Below are 23780 nucleotides of genomic sequence, written 5' to 3'. Positions count from 1 at the left end.
ATGGAACAAGAATTGATCCGTCAGACGCCGCTGTGGGCTGAAAACTGGCCAATTGCCTATTCAGTCATTCAAGCGATCGTGATCTTGCTGGTTGTGGTACTGATCGCAGCGTTGATGTCATTCATTGAACGTCGTTTACTGGGCTTGTGGCAGGACCGTTACGGTCCTAACCGTGTAGGTCCAGGTGGTATGTTCCAAATCGTTGCCGACATGCTGAAAATCATGTTCAAGGAAGACTGGACACCAAAATTTGCTGACAAGCTGACTTTCCGTATGGCGCCTGCAGTTGCGATGGCAACTGCTGTGCTGTCGTTCATGGTTATTCCTGTTTCACCTTACCTGGGTGTTGCAGACATGAGCATCGGCCTGTTGTTCTTCATGGCAATGGCAGGTATTGCAGTTTATGCAGTACTGTTCGGTGGCTGGTCATCGAATAACAAATACGCGCTTTTAGGTGGTTTACGTTCTGCAGCTCAGACTATTTCTTATGAAGTGTTTCTGGGCATCTCGTTGATGGGTGTAGTGGCAATTGCTGGTTCATTCAACATGCGTGAAATTGTAGAAGCACAACGCGATGTATGGTTTGTGATTCCTCAGTTCCTTGGCTTCCTGATCTTCGTGGTTGCAGGTGTGGCGGTTACTCACCGTCATCCATTTGACCAACCAGAAGCAGAACAGGAATTGGCTGAAGGTTACCACGTGGAATATGGCGGTATGAAATGGGGTATGTTCTTCGTTGCTGAATATGTCAACGTCGTACTGATCTCTGCATTGATCGTAACCTTATTCTTCGGTGGCTGGTTAGCGCCTTTTAACCTGGAAATTTCATTCATTCCACCAGCATTCTGGTTCATTATCAAAACAGCATTCTTTGTAATGATGTTCGTACTGGCACGTGGTTCATTAATGCGTCCACGTTATGACCAGGTGATGAACTTTGGTTGGAAAATTTGCTTGCCATTGGCGTTGGTTAACCTTTTGGTGACTGGTGCTGTGATTCTGATGAATCAGGCCTAAGACAGCAGGGAGAACAAAATGTTTAAATTTCTAGCTGGATTCGGGTCAATCGTTCGTTCGTTGTTCATGGTGTTCAGCCATGCAACGCGCAAACGTGACACCATCTTGTACCCAGAAGTACCAGCCGAGGAAATCGTGCCACCACGTTTCCGTGGCCGTATTGTATTGACGCGTGACCCAGATGGCGAAGAGCGTTGTGTTGCATGTAACCTGTGTGCGGTTGCCTGTCCGGTAGGCTGTATCTCTCTGCAAAAAGCAGAAAAAGAAGATGGCCGCTGGTATCCGGAATTCTTCCGCATCAACTTCTCACGCTGCATTTTCTGCGGTATGTGTGAAGAAGCATGTCCAACCACTGCAATTCAAATGACACCTGATTTCGAACTCGGTGAATATGTTCGTCAAGACTTAGTCTATGAAAAAGAACACTTACTGATTTCTGGTCCTGGTAAATATCCTGACTATAACTTCTACCGTGTAACAGGTATGGCTGTAACTGGTAAAGATAAAGGTCAAGCACAGCGTGAAAGTGCGCCTGTTGATGTACGGAGTCTATTACCATGATGTGGCCGTTTTATCTGATGGCGCTTGTGGCCATCGTCTCTACGGTTCGTGTAGTGACTAACGCGAACCCGGTACATGCTTTGTTAAGTCTGATTGTTTCACTTCTTGCAGTTGCAGGCATGTTCATGATCGTGGGAGCGCCGTTTGCCGGTGCCCTTGAGATCATCGTTTATGCTGGTGCGATCATGGTCTTATTCGTATTCGTGGTCATGATGCTGAACCTGGGTGAACAAACCATTGAGCAGGAGCGTAAGTGGTTAACTTCAAGTGCCTGGGCTTACCCGGCACTCATGAGCTTCCTGATCGGTCTGATCTTGGTTTGGGTGCTGAACTCAGATTACGCTCAGCCATCTCTGGTGATGGGTGCGGAAATCGTTGGCCCTAAAGCAGTTGGTCAAACGCTCTTTACACAGTACTTACTATTGGTAGAAGTTGCTGCGATGTTACTGTTAGGCGCACTTGTTGCTGCTTACCATCTTGGCAAACGTGAACCAGGTGCAGAAGAGGACAATAAATAATGGGCAACATCCCTTTAGAGCATGGTTTGATCGTTGCATCCATTCTTTTTGCACTGGGTTTTTACGGTGTAATGGTGCGACGCAACCTGCTATTCATTCTAATGAGCCTTGAAATCATGATGAACGCTGCTGCTTTAGCGTTTGTCCTGGCGGGCAGTGCCTGGGCACAGCCAGATGGTCAGATCATGTTCATCTTTATTCTGACGCTGGCTGCGGCAGAGGCGTGTATTGGTCTTGCGATCGTCCTTCAGTTCTATCATCGCTTCCATCATCTGGATGTGGATGCTGCTAGTGAGATGCGCGGATGAGTTATTTATATCTAACAATTTTATTTCCGCTCATTGGTTTTGTCCTTTTAGCGGCAGGGCGTAACAAGCTTCCTGAATCTGTTGCAGCCATTATTGGTGTGGGTGCCGTAGGTCTGTCTGCATTATTTGCACTGATCGCGGGTATGGACTTTACGGCTAACGGTTCCGTTGCTCAAGTTCAGCATCTTTGGACCTGGTTCAATGTAGGCAGTTTTGCTCCTGGCATCAGTCTGCATTTAGACGGTCTATCTCTGTTAATGCTTGGTATGGTGACTGGCGTTGGTTTCTTGATCCATATCTTTGCATCATGGTACATGCGCGGTGAAGAAGACTTCGCACGTTTCTTCTCTTACTTCAACCTGTTCGTTGCGAGCATGTTGCTGTTGGTTCTAGGCGATAACCTAGCATTATTGTTCCTGGGCTGGGAAGGCGTAGGTCTGTGTTCTTACCTGTTGATCGGTTACTACTACGAGAACCCGAAAAACGGTTTAGCTGCAATCAAAGCATTTACTGTTACTCGTGTCGGTGACGTATTCCTGCTGATCGCAATGTTCCTGATCTTCCAGCAATTTGGTACGCTGAATACTCAGTACATCGTCGAAAATGCTGCGACTGTGATGACTCAAAGCTCATCACTGACCATCTGGACTGCATTAATGTTGTTCCTGGGTGCTGCAGGTAAATCTGCACAGATCCCGTTACAAACATGGTTGGCAGATGCGATGGCTGGTCCTACGCCAGTATCTGCCCTGATCCACGCTGCAACGATGGTTACAGCGGGTGTTTACCTGTGCTGCCGTCTGTTCACAGTATTTGAACTTGCGCCTGAAGTGATGATGTTCATTTCGATTACTGGTGCGGTGACATTACTTGTAGCTGGTTTTGCTGCGCTGGTTCAAACAGACATCAAACGTATCCTTGCTTACTCAACCATGAGTCAGTTGGGCTATATGTTTATGGCTGTTGGTGCTGAAGCGTATCAGGCAGGTCTGTTCCATATGCTGACTCACGCATTCTTCAAGGCATTATTATTCTTGTCTTCTGGTGCAGTGATTCTGGCTTACCACCACGAACAAAATATCTTCAAGATGGGCGGTCTGTTCTACAAGAACAAATTCCTGTTTGCTTGTTTCGCGATTGGTGGCGGTGCATTGGCTGCAATTCCATTCATCACTGTGGGCTTCTTCTCGAAAGATGCCATCCTGGGTGCGGTATGGGTACAAGGTCAATCAGTTGCAGTATATAACTCACTGTACTGGGTAGGTGTTGCAGGGGCATTCCTGACTTCAATCTATACCTTCCGTCTGATCTGGGTTGTATTCTTCGGTAAAGAAAATACCCCTTATCACGAAATCAAGGGTGTGACTTACTGGGGTCCATTGGCGATTCTTGCGGTTCTTTCTACTTTCGTGGGTGCAGCATTAAAAGCACCTGTAGAAAGCATCCTGAATTCAGCTAAAGTTCCTGCGTTTAATATTCCTGAAGCACTTGAGCATGGCATGCATACTGCAGAATATATTGCGGTAGGTATTGCACTGGCAGGTCTTGCGCTAGGCGTAGTATTATTTGCCTTTGCTTATAATGCAGTGAAATCGTTTGCTAAAACTTCACTGGGTGCTGGTCTTGCGAACATTTGCCGCAATGCACTTGGTTTTGATGCACTGTATGACCTGATCTTTGTGAAGCCTTATTTATTCTTCGCGAAATTGTTCGGTCGTGATCCAATTGATGGCTTGTGGTTAGTACTGCCTGCACTTGTAAAAGGTGGTCACAGCTTTACCAGCTCACGTCAAACTGGTTCACTGCGTGAATATGCATCTAGTATGGGGCTCGGTGTCGTTGTCCTACTGATGATCTTGCTCGTGATTCAGGTAGTGGGGAAATAAAATGGAAGCTCCAAACAACATGATTTTGCCGGCTCTGATCCTCATTCCGTTCATTGCAGGTTTTGTATGCTGGTTGGTCGACAAGCTCGACCAGTCTCTACCGCGTTATATCGCGTTAATCGGGATGCTGGTAACCCTGGTGTTAACCGTGGTTCTCTGGCAAAACGGTACTTATGTTTATGAATTAGGCGGTGCTACACCTTCGTGGGCTGCTGAGTTCAAATTGCCTTGGATTCAAACCCTGGGCATTAATATTCACCTAGCGGTGGATGGTTTATCTTTACTGATGGTTGGCTTGACTGCACTGCTTGGTGTATTGGCAGTCGGCTGTTCATGGGGTGAGATTCAGAAAAACGTTGGTTTCTTCCACTTAAACCTTTTATGGTCTTTGGGTGGCGTAATTGGTGTGTTCCTGGCAATTGACCTGTTCCTGTTCTTCTTCTTCTGGGAGATGATGCTGGTACCGATCTACTTCCTGATTGCGCTTTGGGGGCATAAAGGGGCAGAAGGCAAGTCACGTGTATATGCTGCAACCAAGTTCTTCATCTACACACAGGTTGCTGGTCTGGTGATGCTGATTGGTATCCTGGGTCTGGTGGTTGCTGGTTACTCAATGACTGGCGAAATCCGTTTTGACTACAACTTCCTGTTGGGTGTTGCGAATACACTGGATACGCAAGTTCCAGCATTGGCTTATGCCTTCATGATCTGTATGTTCATCGGTTTTGCAGTCAAACTTCCAGTTTTCCCACTGCACGGCTGGTTACCAGATGCGCATGCTCAGGCACCAACAGCGGGTTCTGTTGACCTTGCAGGTATCCTGATTAAAACTGCTGCGTACGGTTTACTGCGTTTCGTTATGCCGTTCTTCCCGGCAGCTTCGGCTCAGTTTGCAGACATTGCGATCATTCTGGGTCTGATTGGTATTTTCTACGGTGCATGGTGTGCATTCCAGCAAACCGACATGAAACGTCTGTTAGCGTACACATCTATTTCACACATGGGCTTCGTTCTACTTGCACTTTATGCAGGTAACGTACTGACTTTCCAAGGTCTGATGATCATGATGCTAGCTCACGGCCTGTCATCTGCGGCATTGTTCATTATGTGTGGTCAGGTGTATGAGCGTGTTCATACACGTGACATGCGTCTGATGGGGGGGATGCGCGGTCAGTTCCCATACTTGGCATTCTTCCTGATGTTCTTCGTAGCAGCGTTGGTGGGTATTCCTGGTTTAGGTAACTTCATCGGTGAATTCCTGATCCTGATGGGTGCATTCGGTCAATATCCGACTTATACAATCCTTGCTGCAATCAGCTTGGTGTTTGCTGGTCTGTACGGTCTGATCATGATTCACAAGTCACTGTTTGGTACGCCAAACGAAGAGCAAAAACAGCATTACACGAATCCGCTGAAAGATTTAAATGCGCGTGAAGTGGTAATTCTGTTGATCTGTGCGTTTGGTCTGTTATGGCTTGGTCTATATCCACAAAGCTTCCTTGATATTTCAAACTCAAGCATGGCGTGGTTAGCAAATAGCTACATTCCTGTGTCTGAAGCAGCTGATGCTGTGCAGCAAGCTGCCGTTTCAGCTGAAAATGTGGAGATCCAATAAGCCATGAACTTCACAATGTCTTTTTCTGAGCTTATGCCCCTAGCACCTGTGATGATCGTGGCGTTGACTGCGATCGTTGCAATGCTGGTGACAGCAGTTAAGCGTAACCATAACCTGGTTGCGACGACGACAGTTATTGGTTTAAACCTGGCTGCGTTATATATGATCTTCGTCCTGTTGGCGGGTAAATTTGCACCTGCCAACGTGATGAACCTGTTCATTGTAGATCCGTTTACGATGCTGTACCAGTTTGTGATCTTGATTGCTGCACTTGCGTGTAGCACACTGTCACATGCATACATTGAAACCTATAAAGACAACCGCGAAGAACTCTACATCTTGATGTTGTGTTCGGTTGCAGGTGCAATGTTGATGGTGGCAAGCACGCACTATGCTTCATTCTTCATCAGCCTTGAGTTAATGTCGATTCCGGTTTACGGCCTGTTGGCGTATACACATCAACGTTCTCAGTCGCTTGAAGCGGGTGTGAAATACTTGGTATTGTCAGCAACTGCATCTGCAATGCTGCTGATGGGTATGGCTTACATCTATGCGTACACAGGTACACTGAACTTCACTGCTGAACCAGGCAAAATGTTCTCTGCATTTAGTCAGCCAGCTGTGGTAATCGGTCTTGCGCTAATTGTCTTTGCTGTGGCATTCAAATTATCGCTTGCACCATTCCACAAATGGACACCAGACGTATATGCAGGTGCTCCATCACCGGTTGCAACTTTCCTTGCGACTGTTGCGAAAGTGGCAATGTTGGGTCTGTTTGTACGTTATGTATTGTCTTCAGGTTTAATCCTGGCAGACAGCTTCGTCACTATCATTACGATCCTTGCAGTGCTTTCGATTCTTGCTGGTAACTTGCTGGCAGTGAAACAGGTGAACCTGAAACGTATCCTTGCATACTCTTCAATTGCTCACTTCGGTTATGTACTGGTTGCCATCGTTTCTGCACGTAACTCCGACTTCCTGCAAATCCAGGGCTTCGCGACATTTGAAAGCGTGAATGTGTATATCATCACTTATGTGTTGACGACAATCGGTGCATTCGGTGTAGTAACCCTGATGTCTAGTCCGTACAACAACACCGATGAAGCAGGTAGTTTGGCTGAGTACCGTGGTCTGTTCTGGCGCCGTCCAGTATTGACTGCTGTATTAACGGTGATGATGCTGTCTCTTGCTGGTATTCCATTAACAGCGGGCTTTATTGGTAAGTTCCTGGTTATAAAAACTGCGGTAGCAGGCGAGTCTTGGTTCCTTGCTGCAATGGTCATCCTGGGTTCAGGTATTGGTCTGTATTACTACCTGCGTGTAATGGTGGTAATGTACATGACTCCACCAGAAACGCCTCGTCTTGACGCTGTAAATCACTGGGGTCAAAAAGTGGGTGGTATTATGGTGCTGGCAGTGGCTGCACTGGTACTGATCCTGGGTGTTTATCCAGATCCAATGATTGCATTCTCTAAGCTTGCTTTCTTTGCAATCTCACCTGAGCTTCAACAGTTCATTTTCACTCTGGTGCAAAGCGGTTATAACTAATTAATCGAAAGATTAGAACGTTATTACAAAAAAAGCCTCCTCGATAGGGGGCTTTTTTATTTATATAAAAACGAAAATCGCTTTATAATAAGCAGCAATTTATCTTTAACCTTTTAGGTGTTCTCCCGTGGCTATCCATGAAATCCGTCATCCTTTAATCCGACATAAACTCGGTTTACTTCGTCGTGCAGACATCAGTACCAAGAACTTCCGTGAGCTGGCTCAAGAAGTGACCATGCTCTTGACTTATGAAGCGACCAAGGATCTTCCTGTTGTTGAGCATGAAATTGACGGTTGGAACGGCTCAGTCACTGTAGACCGTATCGCTGGTAAGAAAATTACCGTTGTGCCAATTCTACGCGCCGGCATTGGTATGCTGGATGGTTTTCTGAACCTGATTCCAAGCGCTAAAGTATCTGTACTGGGTCTTGAGCGTGATGAAGAAACTTTAGAAGCACGGACTTACTATAAAAAACTGGTACCAGATGTACAAAACCGTATTGCGATGATCATTGATCCAATGCTGGCGACGGGTTCTTCTCTGGTGGCTGCAATTGATGTGCTGAAAGCAAGCGGCTGTAAAGACATTCGTGTGATGGTACTGGTTGCTGCACCAGAAGGTATTAAACGTGTTGAAGCAGCACATCCAGACGTGGTGATCTTTACGGCTGCGGTGGACGATGGCTTGAACGAAAATGGTTACATCGTTCCAGGTCTGGGCGATGCGGGCGACAAAATTTTTGGTTCGGTTCAAAAAGACTGATTTTTGAAGATGAACAGGAAAGGGGCTTTTATAGCCTCTTTTTTATATACTGAACAATATAATGGTCAGATTAGGGTACGTAAATGAGTTCTGAACAATATCAAGGCAAAGTCAAACAATACAATGCAGAGAAGGGCTTTGGTTTTATTTCATCTCCAGAAGGTGATGTATTTTTCCATATTTCGGATTTTCCTGCAGACTCAGGTGAGCCGAAGCGTAATGAGCGGGTAAAGTTTAACGTGATTCAAAATGGTGATAAGTACAAAGCTATTAAAATTGAACGCGTAGCTGATAAGTCCAAGAAAGCGAAAAAAGCCAAGGCTGTCGCGGTAAATACTTCAATTACCACTGAATTATTGTCTAGCTTAAAACGTTAAATTTTTACTTTCCATTTAAACTTAAACTGAAAAGGGGCTTTAGAGCCTCTTTTTATTTGATTTTTTATTTAATGTAATTTTATAACGAGTTTTTTAACTTAAATGCTGTGCGATGTTGCTAAAACAATAAAATACCTACTAAAGCTCACAATATATCTTATAGCCTTCCACTTAAAATACCCATCTATGATGATTCAGGGACATATATCATGTTTACAGATGGAAGAGTTAAAACCTATGACTCCCTAAGCGGGACTGGAAGCATTGAACTGGCAAACACGGCACAGGAGTTAGGTTTCCAGTTACAGCAATTACCTTCACCTGAGATAATGCCTCAAGTTGGGGAGCGGCTTAAATTCAGAATCATTGAAGAACAAAATAAGATTCAACTGGAAAATATGGTGCGTCTAGATATTAAACCCCAACAGGAACTTGTTTCTGAAGTAGTCGTACTGCCATCTCTAGCACCTGCCATGGTGGCTGTTCCAGTACGTAACAGTATTTTCTTTAGTCCTACACTCTGGCTGGCTTTTGTATCAGCGCTTGGATTCATGATATTTGGAGAAATTTAGGTCAGTCTTCAGTTTTTAATAAGATATTTGTCCCATTCTTAAAAAAGCGCCTTAAGGCGCTTTTTTAATTTGAACAGAAATTTAGGCTTCACAGAATTTCATAAAAGCTTTTAAACCTGGACCTTGATACTTCTGACGGTGTACCAGCATAAATAATGGACGGGTTAGAGACCAGAAGGGTGTATCAAGAATCACCAACTGACCTTTTTCACGTAAAGGTTCAATTGCCAGTTTAGAAATACAGGACATACCTATGCCACCTGCAACTATCTTCAGAATTGCCTCGTTATGACCGAGTGTCAGACGGATATTAGCATCTGGAACATCTTGCAGAATAGCATTGTCAAAGACTTCGCGCGTACCTGAACCTTCTTCACGAAGAATCCATTCTACAGATTTAAAGTCTTCAGCAGTCAGTGGACGGTTTAACTGAGCAAGTGGATGATCCGGAGCACAGCACACTGCGAGTTCATCATCACGCCAATGGATACATTGCAGCTGTGGTAAGTGACAAGAACCTTCAATTAAAGCTAAATCCAGCTGGAACTGGTTCACAGCTTCAATCATCTGGCGAGTATTACCCACCTGAAGTTGTAAGTGTGCCTGTGGCTGGATTTTTAAAAAATCCGCCATTAGGTCTGGCATCAGATAGTCGGAAATGGTCAGGGTCGCACCGAGACGCAGGTCAATGCTTTGCAGTTCACCTTTAGCAGCTTGTTCAAAAGCTTCACAGCGACCAAGAATTTCAAGTGCTTGTGGGAGAAGAAAACGACCTAAGTCATTCAGCTGTAAACGCTTGCCTAGACGGTCGAATAAAGGTGCGCCAAGACCATCTTCTAAATCTGCTAAAGCCATACTCGCCGCACTTTGGGTGAGTTTGACTGCATCACTGGCTTTGGTGACGGTGCCTTCTTGAGCAACTGCTACAAAAACAGCCAACTGGCGTAGAGTCATGCGCATGAATAGAGCCTTAACATTTAAAAAATATTAATAAATTATGCTGTCATGCTACCATGAGCATAGTCTTTGATGCCACGTTTGAATCATGTCTATTGAAAAATTTAGCTTAGAAAAGGTTTTATCTGTACACCGTTGGACCGATACGCTGTTTAGTTTCACCATGACCAGACCTGCACATTTCAAGTTTACTGCAGGGCAGTTTGCGCGTATTGGCTTGAAGATAGGGGATGAACTCGTTGTCCGGGCATATTCAGTGGTGTCTTCACCTTTCGATGAAACCCTGGAATTTTTCTCAATTGTGGTGCCTGAAGGTAAATTTACTTCAAATTTACAACATCTTAAAGTAGGTGATGAACTTTACCTGGAAAAGATTCCTTATGGCTATCTGACCCTGGCACGTTACCAGCTGCCATTACCACAAGATTTATGGTTACTGGGAACAGGTACAGGTTTGGCGCCATTTTTATCCATGCTGCAAGACTTTGAAACCTGGAATAACTATAAGCAAATTAATCTGGTCTATAGCGTGCGTACGCAAGCTGAACTGGCTTATGTAGAGCGTATTCAGGAAATTGCAGAAAGCTTTGGTGAAGGACATAGCGGTTTTAAATTTATTCCAATTATTACCCGTGATCCTGAAGCAGCATTGCATGACCGTTTACCGGTTCTGATTGCAAATGGTGAACTGGAAAAAGCCGCAGCTATGCAGCTTAATCCTGAAACCAGCCATGTCATGCTCTGCGGTAACCCGGATATGGTTGAAGATACCAAAGAAGCATTAAAAGCACGTGGCTTGACCATGAACCGTCGTGGTGAAGGAAATATTGCAGTCGAGAATTATTGGTAAGCATTATTCTCCCTCGTCCTTTGGGTTGAGCAGCATCGCTGTGCAAGGGAAGGGATTAAGTTAAAAAATATTTCTTGAAATCAGAATCCCCTTAAATCCCTCTTTGGTAAAGGGGGACTTTTATTTTCTTTAAACACAAAAAAACCTCCATGTCGGAGGTTTTTTTACTTTGTATCTCTTAATGGACAAGCATATCCATAAAGTCCCGGATTTCCTGGATCGCTGTCTCTACATCAGAGGTCAGCCACGTCGGTTCAAAGAAACCGGCATAATGTTCGATACGTTCCGCAGGCACCACCAGACGTACCGGACATTCTTCTTCCAGTAAGCGCCATGGAATGATCGGCACGTCATTGTCGAGCCAAGCTGCGACATTACGCACATCAATGATCATTGCATTCACGCAGTCCGGGAATGGCATCACCGACATTTCTTCGGTACGACGACGGAAATATTCTAGATCCTGCCAGCGCAGCAAAAAGCTTGGCTTGCTGAATTCAATAATTCCAATCAGATGCTGATCGCGGGTGTGGTGTAACGCACATTGATGTGTGACGTCAGTGTCAAGATCAAGCGATACACTTTGTTGACGATACGCCATAAAAATCGAGTGTATAAATAGGAGGTGGATGATTATAGCGCATTTCGTACCGATAGGGCAGCGATTCAGTTTGCTTTCCCTGGACAATGGATGAACTGGTACGGCTTATGCATATCCTCAGGGAACAAAGATAAAAACAAAGAGGTTGCTATGTCAGAGTCAAAAAGTGTCATCGATACCGGCGTCACCGAAACAACAGTACAAGAAGATTATTTTGCCCTGCGACAGCTGAAAAAAGGTGCTGTAGGCTGGCTGCTGCTTGTGGGTTTAGGGGTGGCCTATGTAATTTCCGGTGACTTTGCCGGCTGGAATTTTGGTTTGGCTCAGGCGGGTTGGGGCGGGATGTTTATTGCCACTGTTGTGGTGGCATTGATGTATTTATGCATGTGTCTGGCCATGTCGGAAATGTCGACCATGCTGCCGACTGCTGGTGGGGGTTACAGTTTTGCCCGGACTGCTTTTGGTCCATTCGGTGGCTATCTGACAGGTAGCGCGATCCTGATTGAATATGCGATTGCACCGGCGGCGATTGCCTGCTTTATCGGGGCGTATTGCGAAGCCTTATTTGGTATTGGTGGCTGGATTATTTATCTGGTCAGCTATCTGGTCTTTATGGGCTTGCATCTTAAAGGCGCGGGTGAAGCGCTGAAGATAATGTTTATTATTACTGCAATTGCTGCTGTCGCTCTGATGGTGTTCATCTTCGGCATGCTGCCGCATTTTAATAGTGCAAATCTGTTCAATATCGCAGTCAATACCGAAGCTGCTGGTGCCAGCACTTTTCTGCCATTGGGTTATCTCGGCATCTGGGCGGCCGTGCCTTATGCGATCTGGTTCTTCTTGGCGGTTGAAGGCGTACCATTAGCAGCCGAGGAAGCCAAAGATCCGGCCAAATCCTTGCCGCGTGGCCTGATTGGTTCCATGTTGATTCTGGCATTTTTTGCCCTGAGTATTTTGCTGCTCGGTCCTGGCGCAGCTGGTGCAGATACGCTTAAAGATTCTGGTGCGCCATTGGTCGATGCATTAGTCACGGTCTATGGGGCTAATACCTGGATGGCAAGTTTTGTGAATTTTGTCGGGCTGGCGGGTCTGATCGCGAGTTTTTTCTCGATTATTTATGCCTATTCCCGTCAGATTTTTGCACTGTCACGTGCCGGTTATTTACCGAAAAAACTGTCCTTAACCAACGGCAATCATGCGCCGTATCTGGCGATCATTATTCCAGGGATTATTGGCTTTTTGCTGTCACTTTCAGGTGAGGGTGATCTGCTGATCCTTATGGCAGTTTTTGGCGCGACGATTTCCTATGTATTGATGATGATGTCTTATATCAAACTCAAAGTATCTCGACCAAATCTGGCGCGCCCGTATAAAGCACCGGGCGGTATTTTGACCGCATCGATTGCTTTAGTTTTGGCTGCGATTGCAGTGGTCGCTGGCTTCCTGGTCGATCCAAAAGTCTGGTTAATGGCAGCTGCGATTTATGTCGTACTGATTCTCTACTTCCTGTTGTATAGCCGTCATCATCTGGTGGCAGGCACACCGGAAGAAGAATTTGCCCGTATTGAGGCAGCAGAAAAAGAACTGAATTAAAACCAACAAGCAAAGGGAGCACATGCTTATGTTGTATCATATCAATGTGGCCAGTCAGCACTATATTTTTGAAGACTTAAAAACGCTGATGGCCAAGGCTAGCCCTGAACGGTCTGGCGATCAGCTGGCAGGGATTGCTGCCCATGATGCAACTGAGCGGGTTGCTGCACAAATGTGTCTGGCAGAAGTACCGTTAAAGCAGTTTTTGAATGAAGCTTTAATTCCTTATGAACAGGATGAAGTGACCCGACTGATTCTGGATGAACATGATATCGCTGCTTTCTATCCGATCTCGCATTTTACTGTGGGGGATTTCCGAAACTGGCTGTTGAGTGCAGATGCCACTACTGAAAAACTCAGCGCTTTAAAAATGGGCCTGATCCCGGAAATGGTGGCAGCGGTCAGTAAAATTATGCGGAATCAGGATCTGATTCTGGTGGCGAAAAAATGTCGTGTAGTCACGCGGTTTAGAAACACCATCGGGCTGAAAGGGCATCTTTCTACCCGCTTGCAGCCGAATCATCCCACCGATGATCTGATGGGAATTTCAGCATCGATCCTGGATGGGCTGATGTATGGTAGTGGTGATGCGGTGATCGGGATTAATCCTGCGACTGACAACCTGCAAAACCTCTCTGAGTTATTAAAATTATTGGATCACATTATTCATGAATATCAGATTCCAACTCAATCCTGTGTGCTGACCCATATCACCTCTGGCATTCAGCTGGTGAATAAAAATATCCCGATCGACCTAATGTTTCAGTCCATTGCTGGAACTGAAAAAGCCAATACCGGTTTCGGTATTAATCTGGAACTTTTACAGGAAGGTTATGAAGCGACTTTAAGCCTGAAACGTGGCACAGTGGGTCAGAATGTGATGTATTTTGAAACCGGACAGGGCAGTGCTTTGTCCAGTAATGGTCATTATGGTGTCGATCAGCAGACTTTGGAAGCACGTGCCTACGCCGTGGCACGTAAATTTAACCCTTTATTGGTCAATACCGTGGTCGGCTTTATCGGGCCGGAATATCTGTATAACGGTAAGCAGATTATCCGGGCAGGACTAGAGGATCATTTCTGTGGCAAGCTGCTCGGCGTGCCGATGGGCTGTGATATTTGTTATACCAACCATGCCGATGCAGATCAGGATGACATGGATATCTTGCTGACTCTACTCGCCAATGCCGGACTGAATTTTATCATGGGGATTCCGGGTTCAGATGATGTAATGCTGAACTATCAAACTACCTCTTTCCATGATGCTTTGTATATCCGGCAGTTACTGGGCTTAAAACCAGCGCCTGAATTTGACCACTGGCTGCAACAGCAGGGTATTCTTTCTCAGCAAGCCCATCAGTTGCAGTGGCCGACTGAATTACCCAAACAGTTTTCCCGTTTGATGCTGTCTTAAGGAGTGATGATGAAACTGGTTCCTGATGTGCAATTTCAGTCACAGCTGCAAGACAATCCCTGGCAACAGCTCAAAGCCTATACCGATGCGCGTATAGCCTTAGGCCGGGCAGGTGGCAGTTTACCAACCCGACCAAGTCTGGAGTTTCAGCTGGCACATGCCCAAGCCAAAGATGCTGTGCTTAAATCACTTGCTGCTGACCAACTTAAAGCAAGTCTAAGCAGGACTGGTTTAACGATTTTAGACATTGAAAGCCAGGCAGTGGAAAAGGATTTCTATTTAAAACGCCCCGATTTGGGCCGTATCCTGTCTGATGAATCTAAAATGATGTTACAGCAATACCGGAATGAACATCAGGACACTTGGGATGTGGTGATTGTCGCGGGAGATGGGCTATCTGCACGTGCTATTGAAGAAAATACACCACACTTTATTCCTGCTTTGGTAGAAGCTTGCAAAGTACAAGGCTGGAGGATCGCCCCTGTAATTATTGCCCGTGGTAGCCGTGTCGCACTGGGAGATGAGGTTGCAGAAATTTTAAAAGCCAAAATGCTGGTGATGCTCATTGGTGAACGTCCAGGGTTAAGTTCTCCGGATAGTATGGGAATCTATTATACTTATAATGCTTTTAAAGGCTGCCATGATGCACTTAGAAACTGTATCTCCAATGTTCGTCCGACAGGTTTGTCCTATCCGCTAGCGATCCAACGCTTAATCGCACTCATGCAAAAATCCTGTGCATTGCAGCTTTCAGGCGTACAGCTAAAAGATGAACATGAAACATTGGTTGAAGTTCAGCATGAGCCAGGCAAAGGATTATTTAAATAACCTATAGCGTAGAAACTTCTACGCTGTTACAGACTTACACGCCGTCACCATCTCACTTATTTTTGTCACACAAGTTAAAAAATCAACTTGTTATGATGAAATCCACACATGAATAAAAAACAGTGAGGATGGTTATGGCTAATGATTTCAACAAAACACCACCTTCAGGCTATGATGAAGATACACGGCAGAAGAAAAGAATCCCTGTCTATATTTTAATTTTAGTGGGTGTCTTCCTGCTGGCATTGCTACTTTATATGTTTGCCGATATTAAGCCTTCACCAGAAGAAGCACCTCCGGGTCATCCAAATCCGCAAGCTCAACCAGCAACCATGAACAATACGACCCCAGCTCAGTCAGAGGAAGGGCGTAGTCAGGATCTGAATCAGCCTGCGAACTTAAGTGGTGTTACTGGTACGACTGAAGCTACCGCAGAAGATACAGCGGGAGGTATGGATGTTGGTATAGCAACCGACTCAGAAGGATCTAGTCGAGGTGCTGGTCAGTAAGCACCCTCTTAAAAAGCCCTGGTTAAGAATCAGGGCTTTTTTGCAATCTAATGTGCGGATTTGTTGTAGTTGTGCATTTCTCAATTGAATAAAAAAAGCTCCAATTCTAATGTGAATAATGCATGACAGACGGCTTTACAACTTTCCAAAAAAGAAGTCTGTAAATACTTATAAATAAAGTAAAACCATAGAGGGCATGACAACATGAATGAATATATGAGAGGCCCAGGCGGTTATGATGCCATGTACTATTGGGAACAGTTTCATCCCATATTAAGTGCAGTGGCGATCCTGCTGATAGGCTGGGTTATTGCATTACTGGTCTCTGCAGGCGTAAAAAAAATCCTGCAAAAGCTTGGAACCAATGAGCGGCTAAACCATGCGACTGGCCATCGTTCTAATATTGAAAATATCATCACAAGAATTGTCTTCTGGTTAATCCTGATTATGGCAGTTATTGGTGCACTGAATGTGCTGAATCTGACCAATGTCAGTGGACCGTTCAGTAACATGATTCAGCGCTTCCTGCTGTTTATCCCTCAATTGCTTGCTGCGATTGCTGTCGGATTCATTGGCTGGATTGTTGCCAATCTGGTCAAGGTGGGACTACAGAAGTTGCTTGACCGCACTCAACTGGATGAAAAACTCAGTTCAGAAGTTGGTGTAAAGCCATTAAGTGAGAATATCAGTGAAATTATTTACTGGCTGATTCTGTTGTTATTCCTGCCTATCGTACTCTCGATTCTGGGTTTAAGCGGTCTGCTGTATCCAGTTCAGAACATGGTCAATGATGTTGTTGGTTATCTGCCTAATATCTTTATTGCCGGTGTGATTGTTTTTGTCGGCTATATTCTGGCGAAAATCATTCGTGGCATTGTAGAAGGTTTATTGCGTAGTCTGAATGTACAGCAACAGGCAGAAAAAGTTGGCATCTTCAAGAACTCTAATGTTCCTCAGGTGATTGGTTCCTTCATCTTTGCTGTAATCATTATTACAGCGCTGATCATCGCTTTTGAAGCTCTCGGTATTGAGGCGATTTCACAACCTGCAACCGCGATGTTGTATGAGGTAATGAATGCCATTCCAAATATCATTGCCGCAGCCCTGATTCTGATTCTGGCTTATGTCGTATCGAAACTGGTCGCGAAGCTGGTTACTGAAGTTCTGGCAGGTACGGGTGTAGATGAAGTTCCGGCCAAGCTAGACTTACAACGTTTCCTGGGTACCACTAAAATTTCGCATGTCGTGGGCGTCCTGATCATTCTGTTCACTATGCTGTTTGCTGTGTCTGAAGCGGCGAACCGTCTTGGCTTTGAACAGGTAAGTAGCCTGATTGCGATGTTCATTTACTTCGGTGCGAACATCCTGCTCGGCGCAGTGATTCTGGTGGTTGGCTTCTGGCTGGCAAATGTGGTTGCGAATGTAGTGCAGCGCGGTGAATATAACAGTTCACGCTGGTTAGCCAATCTGGTTCGTGTCCTGATTATGGGTCTGGTAGTTGCAATGGGCTTACGCGCAATGGGCATTGCCGATTCGATTGTAAACCTTGCATTCGGTCTGACTCTGGGCGCAGTAGCAGTGGCTTTTGCTCTGGCATTCGGTCTTGGTGGTCGTCAGCCGGCAGAACGTGTTCTGACTGATCTGATTGATAAAGCCAAACGTGAAGGCAAAGAACCAAATCCCTTGAAAAAAGATACCGATATCATGACTTCAGCTTTTGGTTCAGGTAGTGCGACTTCTGCGACTGAACCAGCTACTACAACAGGAGCGAGTATCGTGCCTACTCCAGGTCAGAATGATGACAATGCGCCAATGCGTACGGACTTATCGAATAGTACCCCTGCATCACTTACTACTGCACCGCAGGATGATGAAGCATCGGGTATTGATCAGGTTACTCCAGATATAGATCAGGCTGTACCGGACTCACTCGACGTCGATCCAACTCATCCACCAGCTAATAATCCATTTGGCTCTACAGGTGAAGACGAACCGAATGTCGATAGTCGTCCAAAGAAAGATGACCTGAATTAACCTGTTCCAATCAAATAAAATCGACCACGCTTAAGTGGTCGATTTTGTTCAGTCATGAGGAAAAATGAATGAATGCAAAAAAACCGAATAAAGTTCTAGCACCTTTAGTGATTGCAGGAATTACGATTGGCTTTTTTACTGCTGCCTATAGATTTGTCTTTGTTAAGAGCAAAGCGGATAAGCGCTCTGAACAAGCGCTGGAAAAGAATATGCCGGATACAGACGAATTTAACTGAAAAATCCTGTTAATTCGTTGAAATAGAATTGTCATGTTGAAAATATAGAATATTCAAATGAATACTAAATTAATTTTGGTATTCTTATTGCATTAATAATATAAAGACAAAGGAGATCAACAATATGTGGAAATTAAAACAGTCTAAATTTATTAGCTCTACTGCAAATGCAGCACCGTATTATCTGCAAGAAGCCAGCCGAAAAATGCAGCTGACGATTGACCGTCTTGAAAATACGGTCAATCTTAAGCTGTTTAAAACAGACTATCTGGAGTGAGCTTGAGACTAACTTTAGAGCATTTATAAATTAAACATATTCCGATGCGGCATGCGCCGATGACCATGCCCATTGGAAATTAAAACCACCCAGATGTCCGGTAACATCCAGAATTTCACCGACAAAGAACAAACCTTTTTGTTTCTTGCTTTCCATGGTCTTGGAAGAAACTTCGGTAGTATCTACACCCCCTAGCGTTACTTCGGCAGTACGATAGCCTTCGGTGCCTGATGGTTTCACTTCAAAGCTGTGCAAACGTTTGGCGATCTGTTCTAGTTTATCATCACTGATATTGCCAATCGAGGTTTCTGTAACCTCAGTCCAGATCAGATTCTGTAATTCCAGTACCACACTTTTGGGTAAGTGCTCGGTGAGTAGGGTCCGTAACAAGACTTTAGGCTGGCTTTGTTTTCTGGATTTGAAGAAATCAAACAGATCCACACTTGGCAGGAAATCGACCTTAAAGCTTTGACCAACATCCCAGTAGTTAGACAATTGCAACGAGCTTGGACCACTTAGGCCACGATGGGTAAACAGCAGGGCTTCAGTAAAGCTGTTCAGCTCATTGGATAAAGTTGCTTCTACCGCATTACCACTTAAGCGCGTCGTAACTTCTTTAAAATTATCCGAGAAGGTAAATGGCACTAGACCGGCACGAGTGGGATAGATAGAGTGCCCAAATTGCTTGGCAATCTCATAGCCAATACCAGAACCACCCAGGGTCGGAATTGACAGGCCACCGGAAGCCACCACTACAGATTCAACTTCAAAATATCCCAAAGATGTTGCAACCTGCAAACCTTGATCGTCGACCGCGTTGACTGCTTTGACTTCACAACTGGTTTTAATATCGACCAGACCGGTCTTATCACATTCAGACAGCAGCATTGCCAGAATTTCCTTGGCGCCATTCAGCGTAAACAGCTGCCCATGCTTACGCTCTTCATATTCAATACCGTACTCGCATACCATACCAATGAAATCCCAGTTGGTATAACGGGTCAGGGCTGAAATAACAAAATGTGGGTTATGAGAGATAAAATTTTCCGGCTCGACGTACAGGTTGGTGAAGTTACATTTGCCACCACCGGACATCAGGATCTTTTTACCGACCTTATTGGCCTTTTCAACCACGACAACACGACGACCACGTTGCGCAGCCATATATGCTGTCATTAAACCTGACGCACCTGCACCTATGACTAGAACATCGTATTGCTTGGAAGACATGACACACTCAAGGGAGAAGAAAAGGAAAGCATTATAGACAATTTTATTTCAGCTTTCTCTATTCATCCTTAAGCAAATCGAATTACAGATATTCATCACAACTGATTTGAAATACTGAAAAGCTGCTTCTATAGTTTTATACATGAGGATAGAAAGCCCCGGGAGAAAGACTGATGGCGAATATCGAACAATTAAAACAATATAATCTGATCACTTATATTCTGTATATTCTGGGCTTCTTTGTCGGCCTGACACCGATTGTTGCCATTATTATGAACTATCTGAAACGCAATGAAATGCGCGGCACCTGGCTGGAAAGTCATAGCGACTGGCAGATTCGAACCTTCTGGGTCAGTTTAATCGGTTATCTGATCGGTGGCTTATTAACCACGATTCTGATTGGATTCGGGATTCTGTTTGTAGTGTTTATCTGGCACATTTACCGTCTGGCCAAAGGTTTGATGGCTTTAAATAATAATGAGCCGATTAATCCAGTTTAATTTGCATGCAGCTCAGGGGTTCTGCCTTGCAGGCCTCCAGTATGAATAACCAATAGCTTTGATCCAGTAGGGAAATAACCCTTTGCAATCAGCTCAGTCAGACCCATCAGCATTTTCCCGGTATAAATCTGTTCTAGAGGAATACCGTATTCAGCTTCAAAGTTCTGAATAAACTGAATCAGTTCAGCTGTAGTTTTGGCATAACCACCACAGCAATAGTCATCCATAATCTGCCAGTTTTTCTTGCGGGTCAGTTTGGCGACATCTTCAGTTAAGAATGTCCCTTTCAGGGCAGAAAAACCTAAAACGTGTTGATGATTTTGACTGGCTTCAATTAGTCCTGTAATTGTACCGCCTGTACCCACTGCAGAACAGATCACATCAAACTGTCGATCTTCAGGTTTTAAAATTTCCTGACAGCCTTGAATAGCAAGCGTATTGGTACCCCCTTCAGGAATCACGTAATGATCTGGAAACTGCTGCTGTAATTCTGCCAAAAAATCGGGTTGCTGTTTACGTCGATAATCTTCACGGCTGACAAAATGCAACTGCATGCCAAAGTCTTGCGCGGTCTTTAAGGTAGGATTTAAGGGTTTTTCTTTAAGTTCTTCACCACGAATAATGCCGATACTTTCAAAACCAAACTGATGCGCCGCAAATGCCGTCGCTGCAATATGATTTGAATAAGCACCGCCAAAAGTCAGCAGCTTTTTAAACCCTTGTTGTTGCGCTTGCAGAAAATTATATTTCAGCTTAAAAAACTTATTGCCTGAAATCTGTGGATGCACCAGATCCAACCGGCGCATGGTCAGTTGCATACCGTGTACATTCAGGGTTTGGTCTATGAATTGCTGGGCAATCGAATCAAACATGGCAATCTTAAAAGTGAGAACGGCAACAGTATAACCAAGTTAAGCGTACCCGAAAGTGACTTTATTCCTATTCTAACTGCACTCTTGAATGATGCAGCTTGTCACAAAATAATTGAATAAAAAACAGACATAAAATGCTAATCTAAAACTAAGGGAATCTGTCAGGAGGGTAGCAAATGAAACATCTATCCTATGTTATGCTTGCGTTACTTCTGTCCAGTCTGGCTGGCTGTGGTAATGACAAAATGAATAAACCGAAAACTGAAGTCAGAACCATGATCATAGGCGGAATGCCGGTACATGATCACGACTATCATTTGTCTAAACCGCAATTTATCGCCCAAGAGGTTCAGTAAACCTAAACTGAATATTTATTAGATAAAGTTAAGATTTTGCACCATAAAAATGCAGCATTCGTGCTGCATTTTGCTTAGAATAGCGCAATCAAGATTTAACCGAGTTGTGTTGTGGAATCATTCTGGATTTTGGGCTCAATTGCCTTTGCATTAATGTTAGGCGCAATGAGTCCTGGGCCGACATCGATTTATGTGGCAAAAAATTCAATTGCTATTTCGCGTAAGCATGGCCTGTTTACGGCATTAGGAACCGGTACAGGTGCCGCCGTTTTTGGTCTGCTCGCAGTTCTAGGCTTACAAGCATTTTTACTGGCTGTGCCATCTGCCTATCTGGCTTTAAAAATCTGTGGTGGGATCTATTTGCTCTGGCTGGCATTTAAAATTATTAAACATGCCAAAGAGCCGATTAATGCCAATGAAGACAGCAATACCCAGATGTCACTGCGTCGTGCTTATACCACAGGCTTGATCACTCAATTATCTAACCCCAAAATTGCCATTGTATTAGCCAGTATTTTTACTGCACTTTTGCCTAAAGAAATTCCGGCCTATTTCTATGTCGTGCTTCCGGTCCTATGTTTCTTTATTGATGCAGGATGGTGTTCTTTGGTGGCAGTTGCCTTGTCTGCAGAAAAGCCACGTCGTGTGTATTTAAAATTCAAAGCAGGCTTTGATCGTGCTGCAGGTGCGGTAATGACTGTACTCGGTTTAAAGCTGATTTTTGGTATGAAGTAATCATTTCCTATAATCTCCGCTGCAGATAAAAAAAGCCCCTCGCAATAGGGGCTTTTTTACGAGAGCATTAAAAAATATTTTCTTCAGAATTCGCAGAAATGCGATGAATGGACAGGTCTGCACCTGTAAATTCTTCTTCCCGGGTGAGACGAATACCAATCCATACTTTGAGCAGGCCATAGACCAGGAAGCCACCTGCTAAAGCAACAATAATGGCGAGAACTGTACCAACTAGCTGTGAAATTAAAGAAACGCCACCCATGCCTCCCAGCCATTGCTGACCGAAGATACCTACAGCAAGACCCCCAAAAGCTCCGCATACACCATGCAAAGGCCAGACACCAAGCACATCATCCACTTTGAGTTTATTTTGGGTATACGTAAACAGTTTCACAAAAATCACGCCTGCGCTGATCCCGATAAAAAGTGCACCCAATGGATGTACCACATCTGAGCCTGCACAGATCGCTACTAAACCGGCTAATGGTCCATTATGCAGAAAGCCCGGGTCATCTTTACCTGCCACTTTGGCTGCAATTGTTCCACCGACCATTGCCATTAAAGAATTGATGGCGACCAGTCCAGAAATGGCATCGAGGCGCTGGGCACTCATGACATTAAAACCAAACCAGCCGACAATTAAAATCCATGAACCTAAAGCCAGAAATGGAATCGATGAAGGCGGATGTGCTGTAATCCGGCCATCGTTTTTATAGCGGCCATGACGTGCACCAAGCAGAATTACCGCAGCCAGTGCGATCCAGCCACCCATGGCATGCACCACCACTGAACCAGCGAAATCATGAAAGCTGGCACCAAACGCCTGAGCCAACCAGTCCTGGAAACCAAAGTTACCATTCCAGATCATGCCTTCAAAAAATGGATAGATCAGGGCAACCAGAAATAAAGTTGCTAAAGCTTGCGAGCGCATTTTGGCCCGTTCAGCAATACCACCAGAGATAATCGCTGGAATGGCGGCAGCAAAGGTAAGCAGGAAGAAACAGCGCATCAGGTTATAGCCATGATCAGCTGCTAAGGTATTGGCATCATGGAAAAAATGCTGTCCATAGGCAATATAGTAACCCACTAAAAAGTATGCGATTGCAGAGATGGCAAAGTCAGTTAGAATTTTACTTAAGGCATTGACCTGATTCTTATGTCGAACTGTTCCAAGTTCCAGAAAAGCAAATCCTGCATGCATGGCAAGCACCAGAACTGCACCGAGAAGGAGAAATAATAAGTCTATATTTTGCATGGTGCGTTCCAATTTAGTGCGTAGAATCACAAAAGAAACCCAGTATATAGAGGCAAAATGATTCTAAAAGAGGCACTAGCAAGGGAAATTTTGATGAAGAATTTATTGAAATTAATAAGACTCGATATAAGGCATAATGTGACTTGTTTGCACCAAACTAAGACACTACAAGAGAAGATAAATTTAAAATTTATACCTGATTTTTAAATATTTAGATTTATCGGACTCAATTGAATGCTAGAAATGAGTGCTAAAGGTGCACAATGAATGTAAAGCAATTTTTAAGAAAAAATTTAAAAAGTTAAGTGAAGTAGCGGATTCTAATTCTCAATCTAAATGTGATTTCTGAGTCTAAGATCTTTAATACT

Annotated in this window: 26 protein-coding genes; 21 read left to right on the top strand and 5 right to left on the bottom strand. The window is 44.5% G+C overall.

Annotated features, from left to right (window positions below):
• From nuoH to F899_RS12260, 10 genes are all read left to right on the top strand, one after another.
• A complete protein-coding gene (gene nuoH / locus F899_RS12305; protein WP_004814686.1) occupies positions 1-1017 on the top strand; it encodes an NADH-quinone oxidoreductase subunit NuoH in 1017 nt (338 codons plus the stop codon).
• A gap of 18 nt (positions 1018-1035) precedes the next feature.
• Complete coding sequence (gene nuoI / locus F899_RS12300) at positions 1036-1578, top strand: NADH-quinone oxidoreductase subunit NuoI (protein ID WP_005223072.1); 543 nt, start codon at positions 1036-1038, stop codon at positions 1576-1578.
• Entirely contained in the window at positions 1578-2096 is a 519-nt protein-coding gene (nuoJ, locus tag F899_RS12295) for an NADH-quinone oxidoreductase subunit J (RefSeq protein ID WP_171058617.1), read from the top strand. The genes nuoI and nuoJ overlap by 1 nt, the downstream gene beginning before the upstream one ends.
• Positions 2096-2404: an NADH-quinone oxidoreductase subunit NuoK gene (nuoK, locus tag F899_RS12290; RefSeq protein ID WP_004814693.1), complete on the top strand. Its 309-nt coding sequence runs from the start codon at positions 2096-2098 to the stop codon at positions 2402-2404. The genes nuoJ and nuoK overlap by 1 nt, the downstream gene beginning before the upstream one ends.
• Positions 2401-4290 carry an NADH-quinone oxidoreductase subunit L gene (gene nuoL / locus F899_RS12285; RefSeq protein ID WP_004814695.1) on the top strand — a complete coding sequence of 630 codons (1890 nt, stop codon included), beginning with the start codon at positions 2401-2403 and terminating at the stop codon, positions 4288-4290. Before nuoK ends, nuoL begins: the two co-directional genes overlap by 4 nt.
• Before the next feature lies 1 nt (position 4291).
• On the top strand, positions 4292-5905 hold the full coding sequence (gene nuoM / locus F899_RS12280) for an NADH-quinone oxidoreductase subunit M (protein ID WP_004814697.1): 1614 nt from the start codon (positions 4292-4294) through the stop codon (positions 5903-5905).
• A 3-nt stretch (positions 5906-5908) separates the two neighbouring features.
• Positions 5909-7453: an NADH-quinone oxidoreductase subunit NuoN gene (gene nuoN / locus F899_RS12275; RefSeq protein ID WP_005223070.1), complete on the top strand. Its 1545-nt coding sequence runs from the start codon at positions 5909-5911 to the stop codon at positions 7451-7453.
• 127 nt (positions 7454-7580) lie between these two features.
• Entirely contained in the window at positions 7581-8216 is a 636-nt protein-coding gene (gene upp / locus F899_RS12270) for a uracil phosphoribosyltransferase (RefSeq protein WP_004814701.1), read from the top strand.
• An 83-nt stretch (positions 8217-8299) separates the two neighbouring features.
• The gene (locus F899_RS12265) at positions 8300-8593 is read left to right on the top strand and encodes a cold shock domain-containing protein (protein ID WP_004814703.1); all 294 of its coding nucleotides are present in this window, start codon (positions 8300-8302) and stop codon (positions 8591-8593) included.
• A 209-nt stretch (positions 8594-8802) separates the two neighbouring features.
• Entirely contained in the window at positions 8803-9165 is a 363-nt protein-coding gene (locus tag F899_RS12260) for a hypothetical protein (protein WP_004814705.1), read from the top strand.
• A gap of 81 nt (positions 9166-9246) precedes the next feature.
• Here the strand turns inward: F899_RS12260 and gigC are convergent, their stop codons facing one another.
• A complete protein-coding gene (gigC, locus tag F899_RS12255) occupies positions 9247-10125 on the bottom strand; it encodes a LysR family transcriptional regulator GigC (RefSeq protein ID WP_004814707.1) in 879 nt (292 codons plus the stop codon).
• A gap of 85 nt (positions 10126-10210) precedes the next feature.
• Here gigC and F899_RS12250 point away from each other — a divergent pair, with 85 nt between their 5' ends.
• Positions 10211-10972 carry a ferredoxin--NADP reductase gene (locus F899_RS12250; protein ID WP_004814709.1) on the top strand — a complete coding sequence of 254 codons (762 nt, stop codon included), beginning with the start codon at positions 10211-10213 and terminating at the stop codon, positions 10970-10972.
• Positions 10973-11150: 178 nt separating this feature from the next.
• Here the strand turns inward: F899_RS12250 and F899_RS12245 are convergent, their stop codons facing one another.
• Positions 11151-11573 (bottom strand): hypothetical protein, encoded by a 423-nt coding sequence (locus F899_RS12245; protein WP_005223065.1) that lies wholly within the window; start codon positions 11571-11573, stop codon positions 11151-11153.
• Positions 11574-11723: 150 nt separating this feature from the next.
• On the opposite strand from F899_RS12245, the gene eat reads away from it, so the two are divergent.
• From eat to F899_RS15680, 7 genes are all read left to right on the top strand, one after another.
• On the top strand, positions 11724-13166 hold the full coding sequence (gene eat, locus F899_RS12240; RefSeq protein WP_005223063.1) for an ethanolamine permease: 1443 nt from the start codon (positions 11724-11726) through the stop codon (positions 13164-13166).
• A 28-nt stretch (positions 13167-13194) separates the two neighbouring features.
• Complete coding sequence (locus tag F899_RS12235) at positions 13195-14580, top strand: ethanolamine ammonia-lyase subunit EutB (RefSeq protein ID WP_005223061.1); 1386 nt, start codon at positions 13195-13197, stop codon at positions 14578-14580.
• Positions 14581-14589: 9 nt separating this feature from the next.
• On the top strand, positions 14590-15408 hold the full coding sequence (eutC, locus tag F899_RS12230) for an ethanolamine ammonia-lyase subunit EutC (protein WP_005223060.1): 819 nt from the start codon (positions 14590-14592) through the stop codon (positions 15406-15408).
• A 134-nt stretch (positions 15409-15542) separates the two neighbouring features.
• A complete protein-coding gene (locus F899_RS12225) occupies positions 15543-15917 on the top strand; it encodes a hypothetical protein (RefSeq protein ID WP_004814718.1) in 375 nt (124 codons plus the stop codon).
• Between the two features lie 204 nt (positions 15918-16121).
• On the top strand, positions 16122-17951 hold the full coding sequence (locus tag F899_RS12220; protein WP_004891720.1) for a mechanosensitive ion channel: 1830 nt from the start codon (positions 16122-16124) through the stop codon (positions 17949-17951).
• Positions 17952-18019: 68 nt separating this feature from the next.
• Positions 18020-18187, top strand: a complete 168-nt coding sequence (locus F899_RS15685) for a hypothetical protein (RefSeq protein ID WP_005223059.1) — start codon at positions 18020-18022, stop codon at positions 18185-18187.
• A gap of 124 nt (positions 18188-18311) precedes the next feature.
• On the top strand, positions 18312-18464 hold the full coding sequence (locus F899_RS15680) for a hypothetical protein (RefSeq protein WP_005223058.1): 153 nt from the start codon (positions 18312-18314) through the stop codon (positions 18462-18464).
• 30 nt (positions 18465-18494) lie between these two features.
• Here the strand turns inward: F899_RS15680 and F899_RS12215 are convergent, their stop codons facing one another.
• A complete protein-coding gene (locus tag F899_RS12215; RefSeq protein WP_005223057.1) occupies positions 18495-19694 on the bottom strand; it encodes a BaiN/RdsA family NAD(P)/FAD-dependent oxidoreductase in 1200 nt (399 codons plus the stop codon).
• 173 nt (positions 19695-19867) lie between these two features.
• Here F899_RS12215 and F899_RS12210 point away from each other — a divergent pair, with 173 nt between their 5' ends.
• Positions 19868-20194 (top strand): DUF4870 family protein, encoded by a 327-nt coding sequence (locus F899_RS12210; RefSeq protein ID WP_004891726.1) that lies wholly within the window; start codon positions 19868-19870, stop codon positions 20192-20194.
• Here F899_RS12210 and F899_RS12205 read toward each other — a convergent pair.
• On the bottom strand, positions 20191-21066 hold the full coding sequence (locus tag F899_RS12205) for a 1-aminocyclopropane-1-carboxylate deaminase/D-cysteine desulfhydrase (RefSeq protein ID WP_005223056.1): 876 nt from the start codon (positions 21064-21066) through the stop codon (positions 20191-20193). The genes F899_RS12210 and F899_RS12205 overlap by 4 nt on opposite strands.
• A gap of 176 nt (positions 21067-21242) precedes the next feature.
• On the opposite strand from F899_RS12205, the gene F899_RS12200 reads away from it, so the two are divergent.
• Both F899_RS12200 and F899_RS12195 read left to right on the top strand, forming a co-directional pair.
• A complete protein-coding gene (locus tag F899_RS12200; RefSeq protein WP_005223055.1) occupies positions 21243-21422 on the top strand; it encodes an NF038215 family lipoprotein in 180 nt (59 codons plus the stop codon).
• 111 nt (positions 21423-21533) lie between these two features.
• Positions 21534-22157, top strand: a complete 624-nt coding sequence (locus F899_RS12195; RefSeq protein ID WP_005223053.1) for a LysE family translocator — start codon at positions 21534-21536, stop codon at positions 22155-22157.
• Positions 22158-22224: 67 nt separating this feature from the next.
• Here F899_RS12195 and F899_RS12190 read toward each other — a convergent pair whose 3' ends face one another.
• Complete coding sequence (locus F899_RS12190; RefSeq protein WP_005223049.1) at positions 22225-23412, bottom strand: ammonium transporter; 1188 nt, start codon at positions 23410-23412, stop codon at positions 22225-22227.
• Positions 23413-23780 lie beyond the last annotated feature (368 nt).

The sequence above is a fragment of the Acinetobacter sp. CIP 101934 genome, assembly GCF_000369585.1.
Lineage (GTDB): Bacteria > Pseudomonadota > Gammaproteobacteria > Pseudomonadales > Moraxellaceae > Acinetobacter > Acinetobacter schindleri.
Note: the sequence above shows the minus strand (reverse complement) of the source record. Positions and strands in the feature narration are given on the sequence as shown.

Coding starts and splice junctions, on each gene's coding strand:
- nuoH (WP_004814686.1), top strand. CDS start 1: ATGGAACAAGAATTGATCCGTCAGACGCCGCTGTGGGCTGAAAACTGG.
- nuoI (WP_005223072.1), top strand. CDS start 1,036: ATGTTTAAATTTCTAGCTGGATTCGGGTCAATCGTTCGTTCGTTGTTC.
- nuoJ (WP_171058617.1), top strand. CDS start 1,578: ATGTGGCCGTTTTATCTGATGGCGCTTGTGGCCATCGTCTCTACGGTT.
- nuoK (WP_004814693.1), top strand. CDS start 2,096: ATGGGCAACATCCCTTTAGAGCATGGTTTGATCGTTGCATCCATTCTT.
- nuoL (WP_004814695.1), top strand. CDS start 2,401: ATGAGTTATTTATATCTAACAATTTTATTTCCGCTCATTGGTTTTGTC.
- nuoM (WP_004814697.1), top strand. CDS start 4,292: ATGGAAGCTCCAAACAACATGATTTTGCCGGCTCTGATCCTCATTCCG.
- nuoN (WP_005223070.1), top strand. CDS start 5,909: ATGAACTTCACAATGTCTTTTTCTGAGCTTATGCCCCTAGCACCTGTG.
- F899_RS12265 (WP_004814703.1), top strand. CDS start 8,300: ATGAGTTCTGAACAATATCAAGGCAAAGTCAAACAATACAATGCAGAG.
- F899_RS12260 (WP_004814705.1), top strand. CDS start 8,803: ATGTTTACAGATGGAAGAGTTAAAACCTATGACTCCCTAAGCGGGACT.
- gigC (WP_004814707.1), bottom strand. CDS start 10,125: ATGCGCATGACTCTACGCCAGTTGGCTGTTTTTGTAGCAGTTGCTCAA.
- F899_RS12250 (WP_004814709.1), top strand. CDS start 10,211: ATGTCTATTGAAAAATTTAGCTTAGAAAAGGTTTTATCTGTACACCGT.
- F899_RS12245 (WP_005223065.1), bottom strand. CDS start 11,573: ATGGCGTATCGTCAACAAAGTGTATCGCTTGATCTTGACACTGACGTC.
- eat (WP_005223063.1), top strand. CDS start 11,724: ATGTCAGAGTCAAAAAGTGTCATCGATACCGGCGTCACCGAAACAACA.
- F899_RS12235 (WP_005223061.1), top strand. CDS start 13,195: ATGTTGTATCATATCAATGTGGCCAGTCAGCACTATATTTTTGAAGAC.
- eutC (WP_005223060.1), top strand. CDS start 14,590: ATGAAACTGGTTCCTGATGTGCAATTTCAGTCACAGCTGCAAGACAAT.
- F899_RS12225 (WP_004814718.1), top strand. CDS start 15,543: ATGGCTAATGATTTCAACAAAACACCACCTTCAGGCTATGATGAAGAT.
- F899_RS12220 (WP_004891720.1), top strand. CDS start 16,122: ATGAATGAATATATGAGAGGCCCAGGCGGTTATGATGCCATGTACTAT.
- F899_RS15685 (WP_005223059.1), top strand. CDS start 18,020: ATGAATGCAAAAAAACCGAATAAAGTTCTAGCACCTTTAGTGATTGCA.
- F899_RS15680 (WP_005223058.1), top strand. CDS start 18,312: ATGTGGAAATTAAAACAGTCTAAATTTATTAGCTCTACTGCAAATGCA.
- F899_RS12215 (WP_005223057.1), bottom strand. CDS start 19,694: ATGTCTTCCAAGCAATACGATGTTCTAGTCATAGGTGCAGGTGCGTCA.
- F899_RS12210 (WP_004891726.1), top strand. CDS start 19,868: ATGGCGAATATCGAACAATTAAAACAATATAATCTGATCACTTATATT.
- F899_RS12205 (WP_005223056.1), bottom strand. CDS start 21,066: ATGTTTGATTCGATTGCCCAGCAATTCATAGACCAAACCCTGAATGTA.
- F899_RS12200 (WP_005223055.1), top strand. CDS start 21,243: ATGAAACATCTATCCTATGTTATGCTTGCGTTACTTCTGTCCAGTCTG.
- F899_RS12190 (WP_005223049.1), bottom strand. CDS start 23,412: ATGCAAAATATAGACTTATTATTTCTCCTTCTCGGTGCAGTTCTGGTG.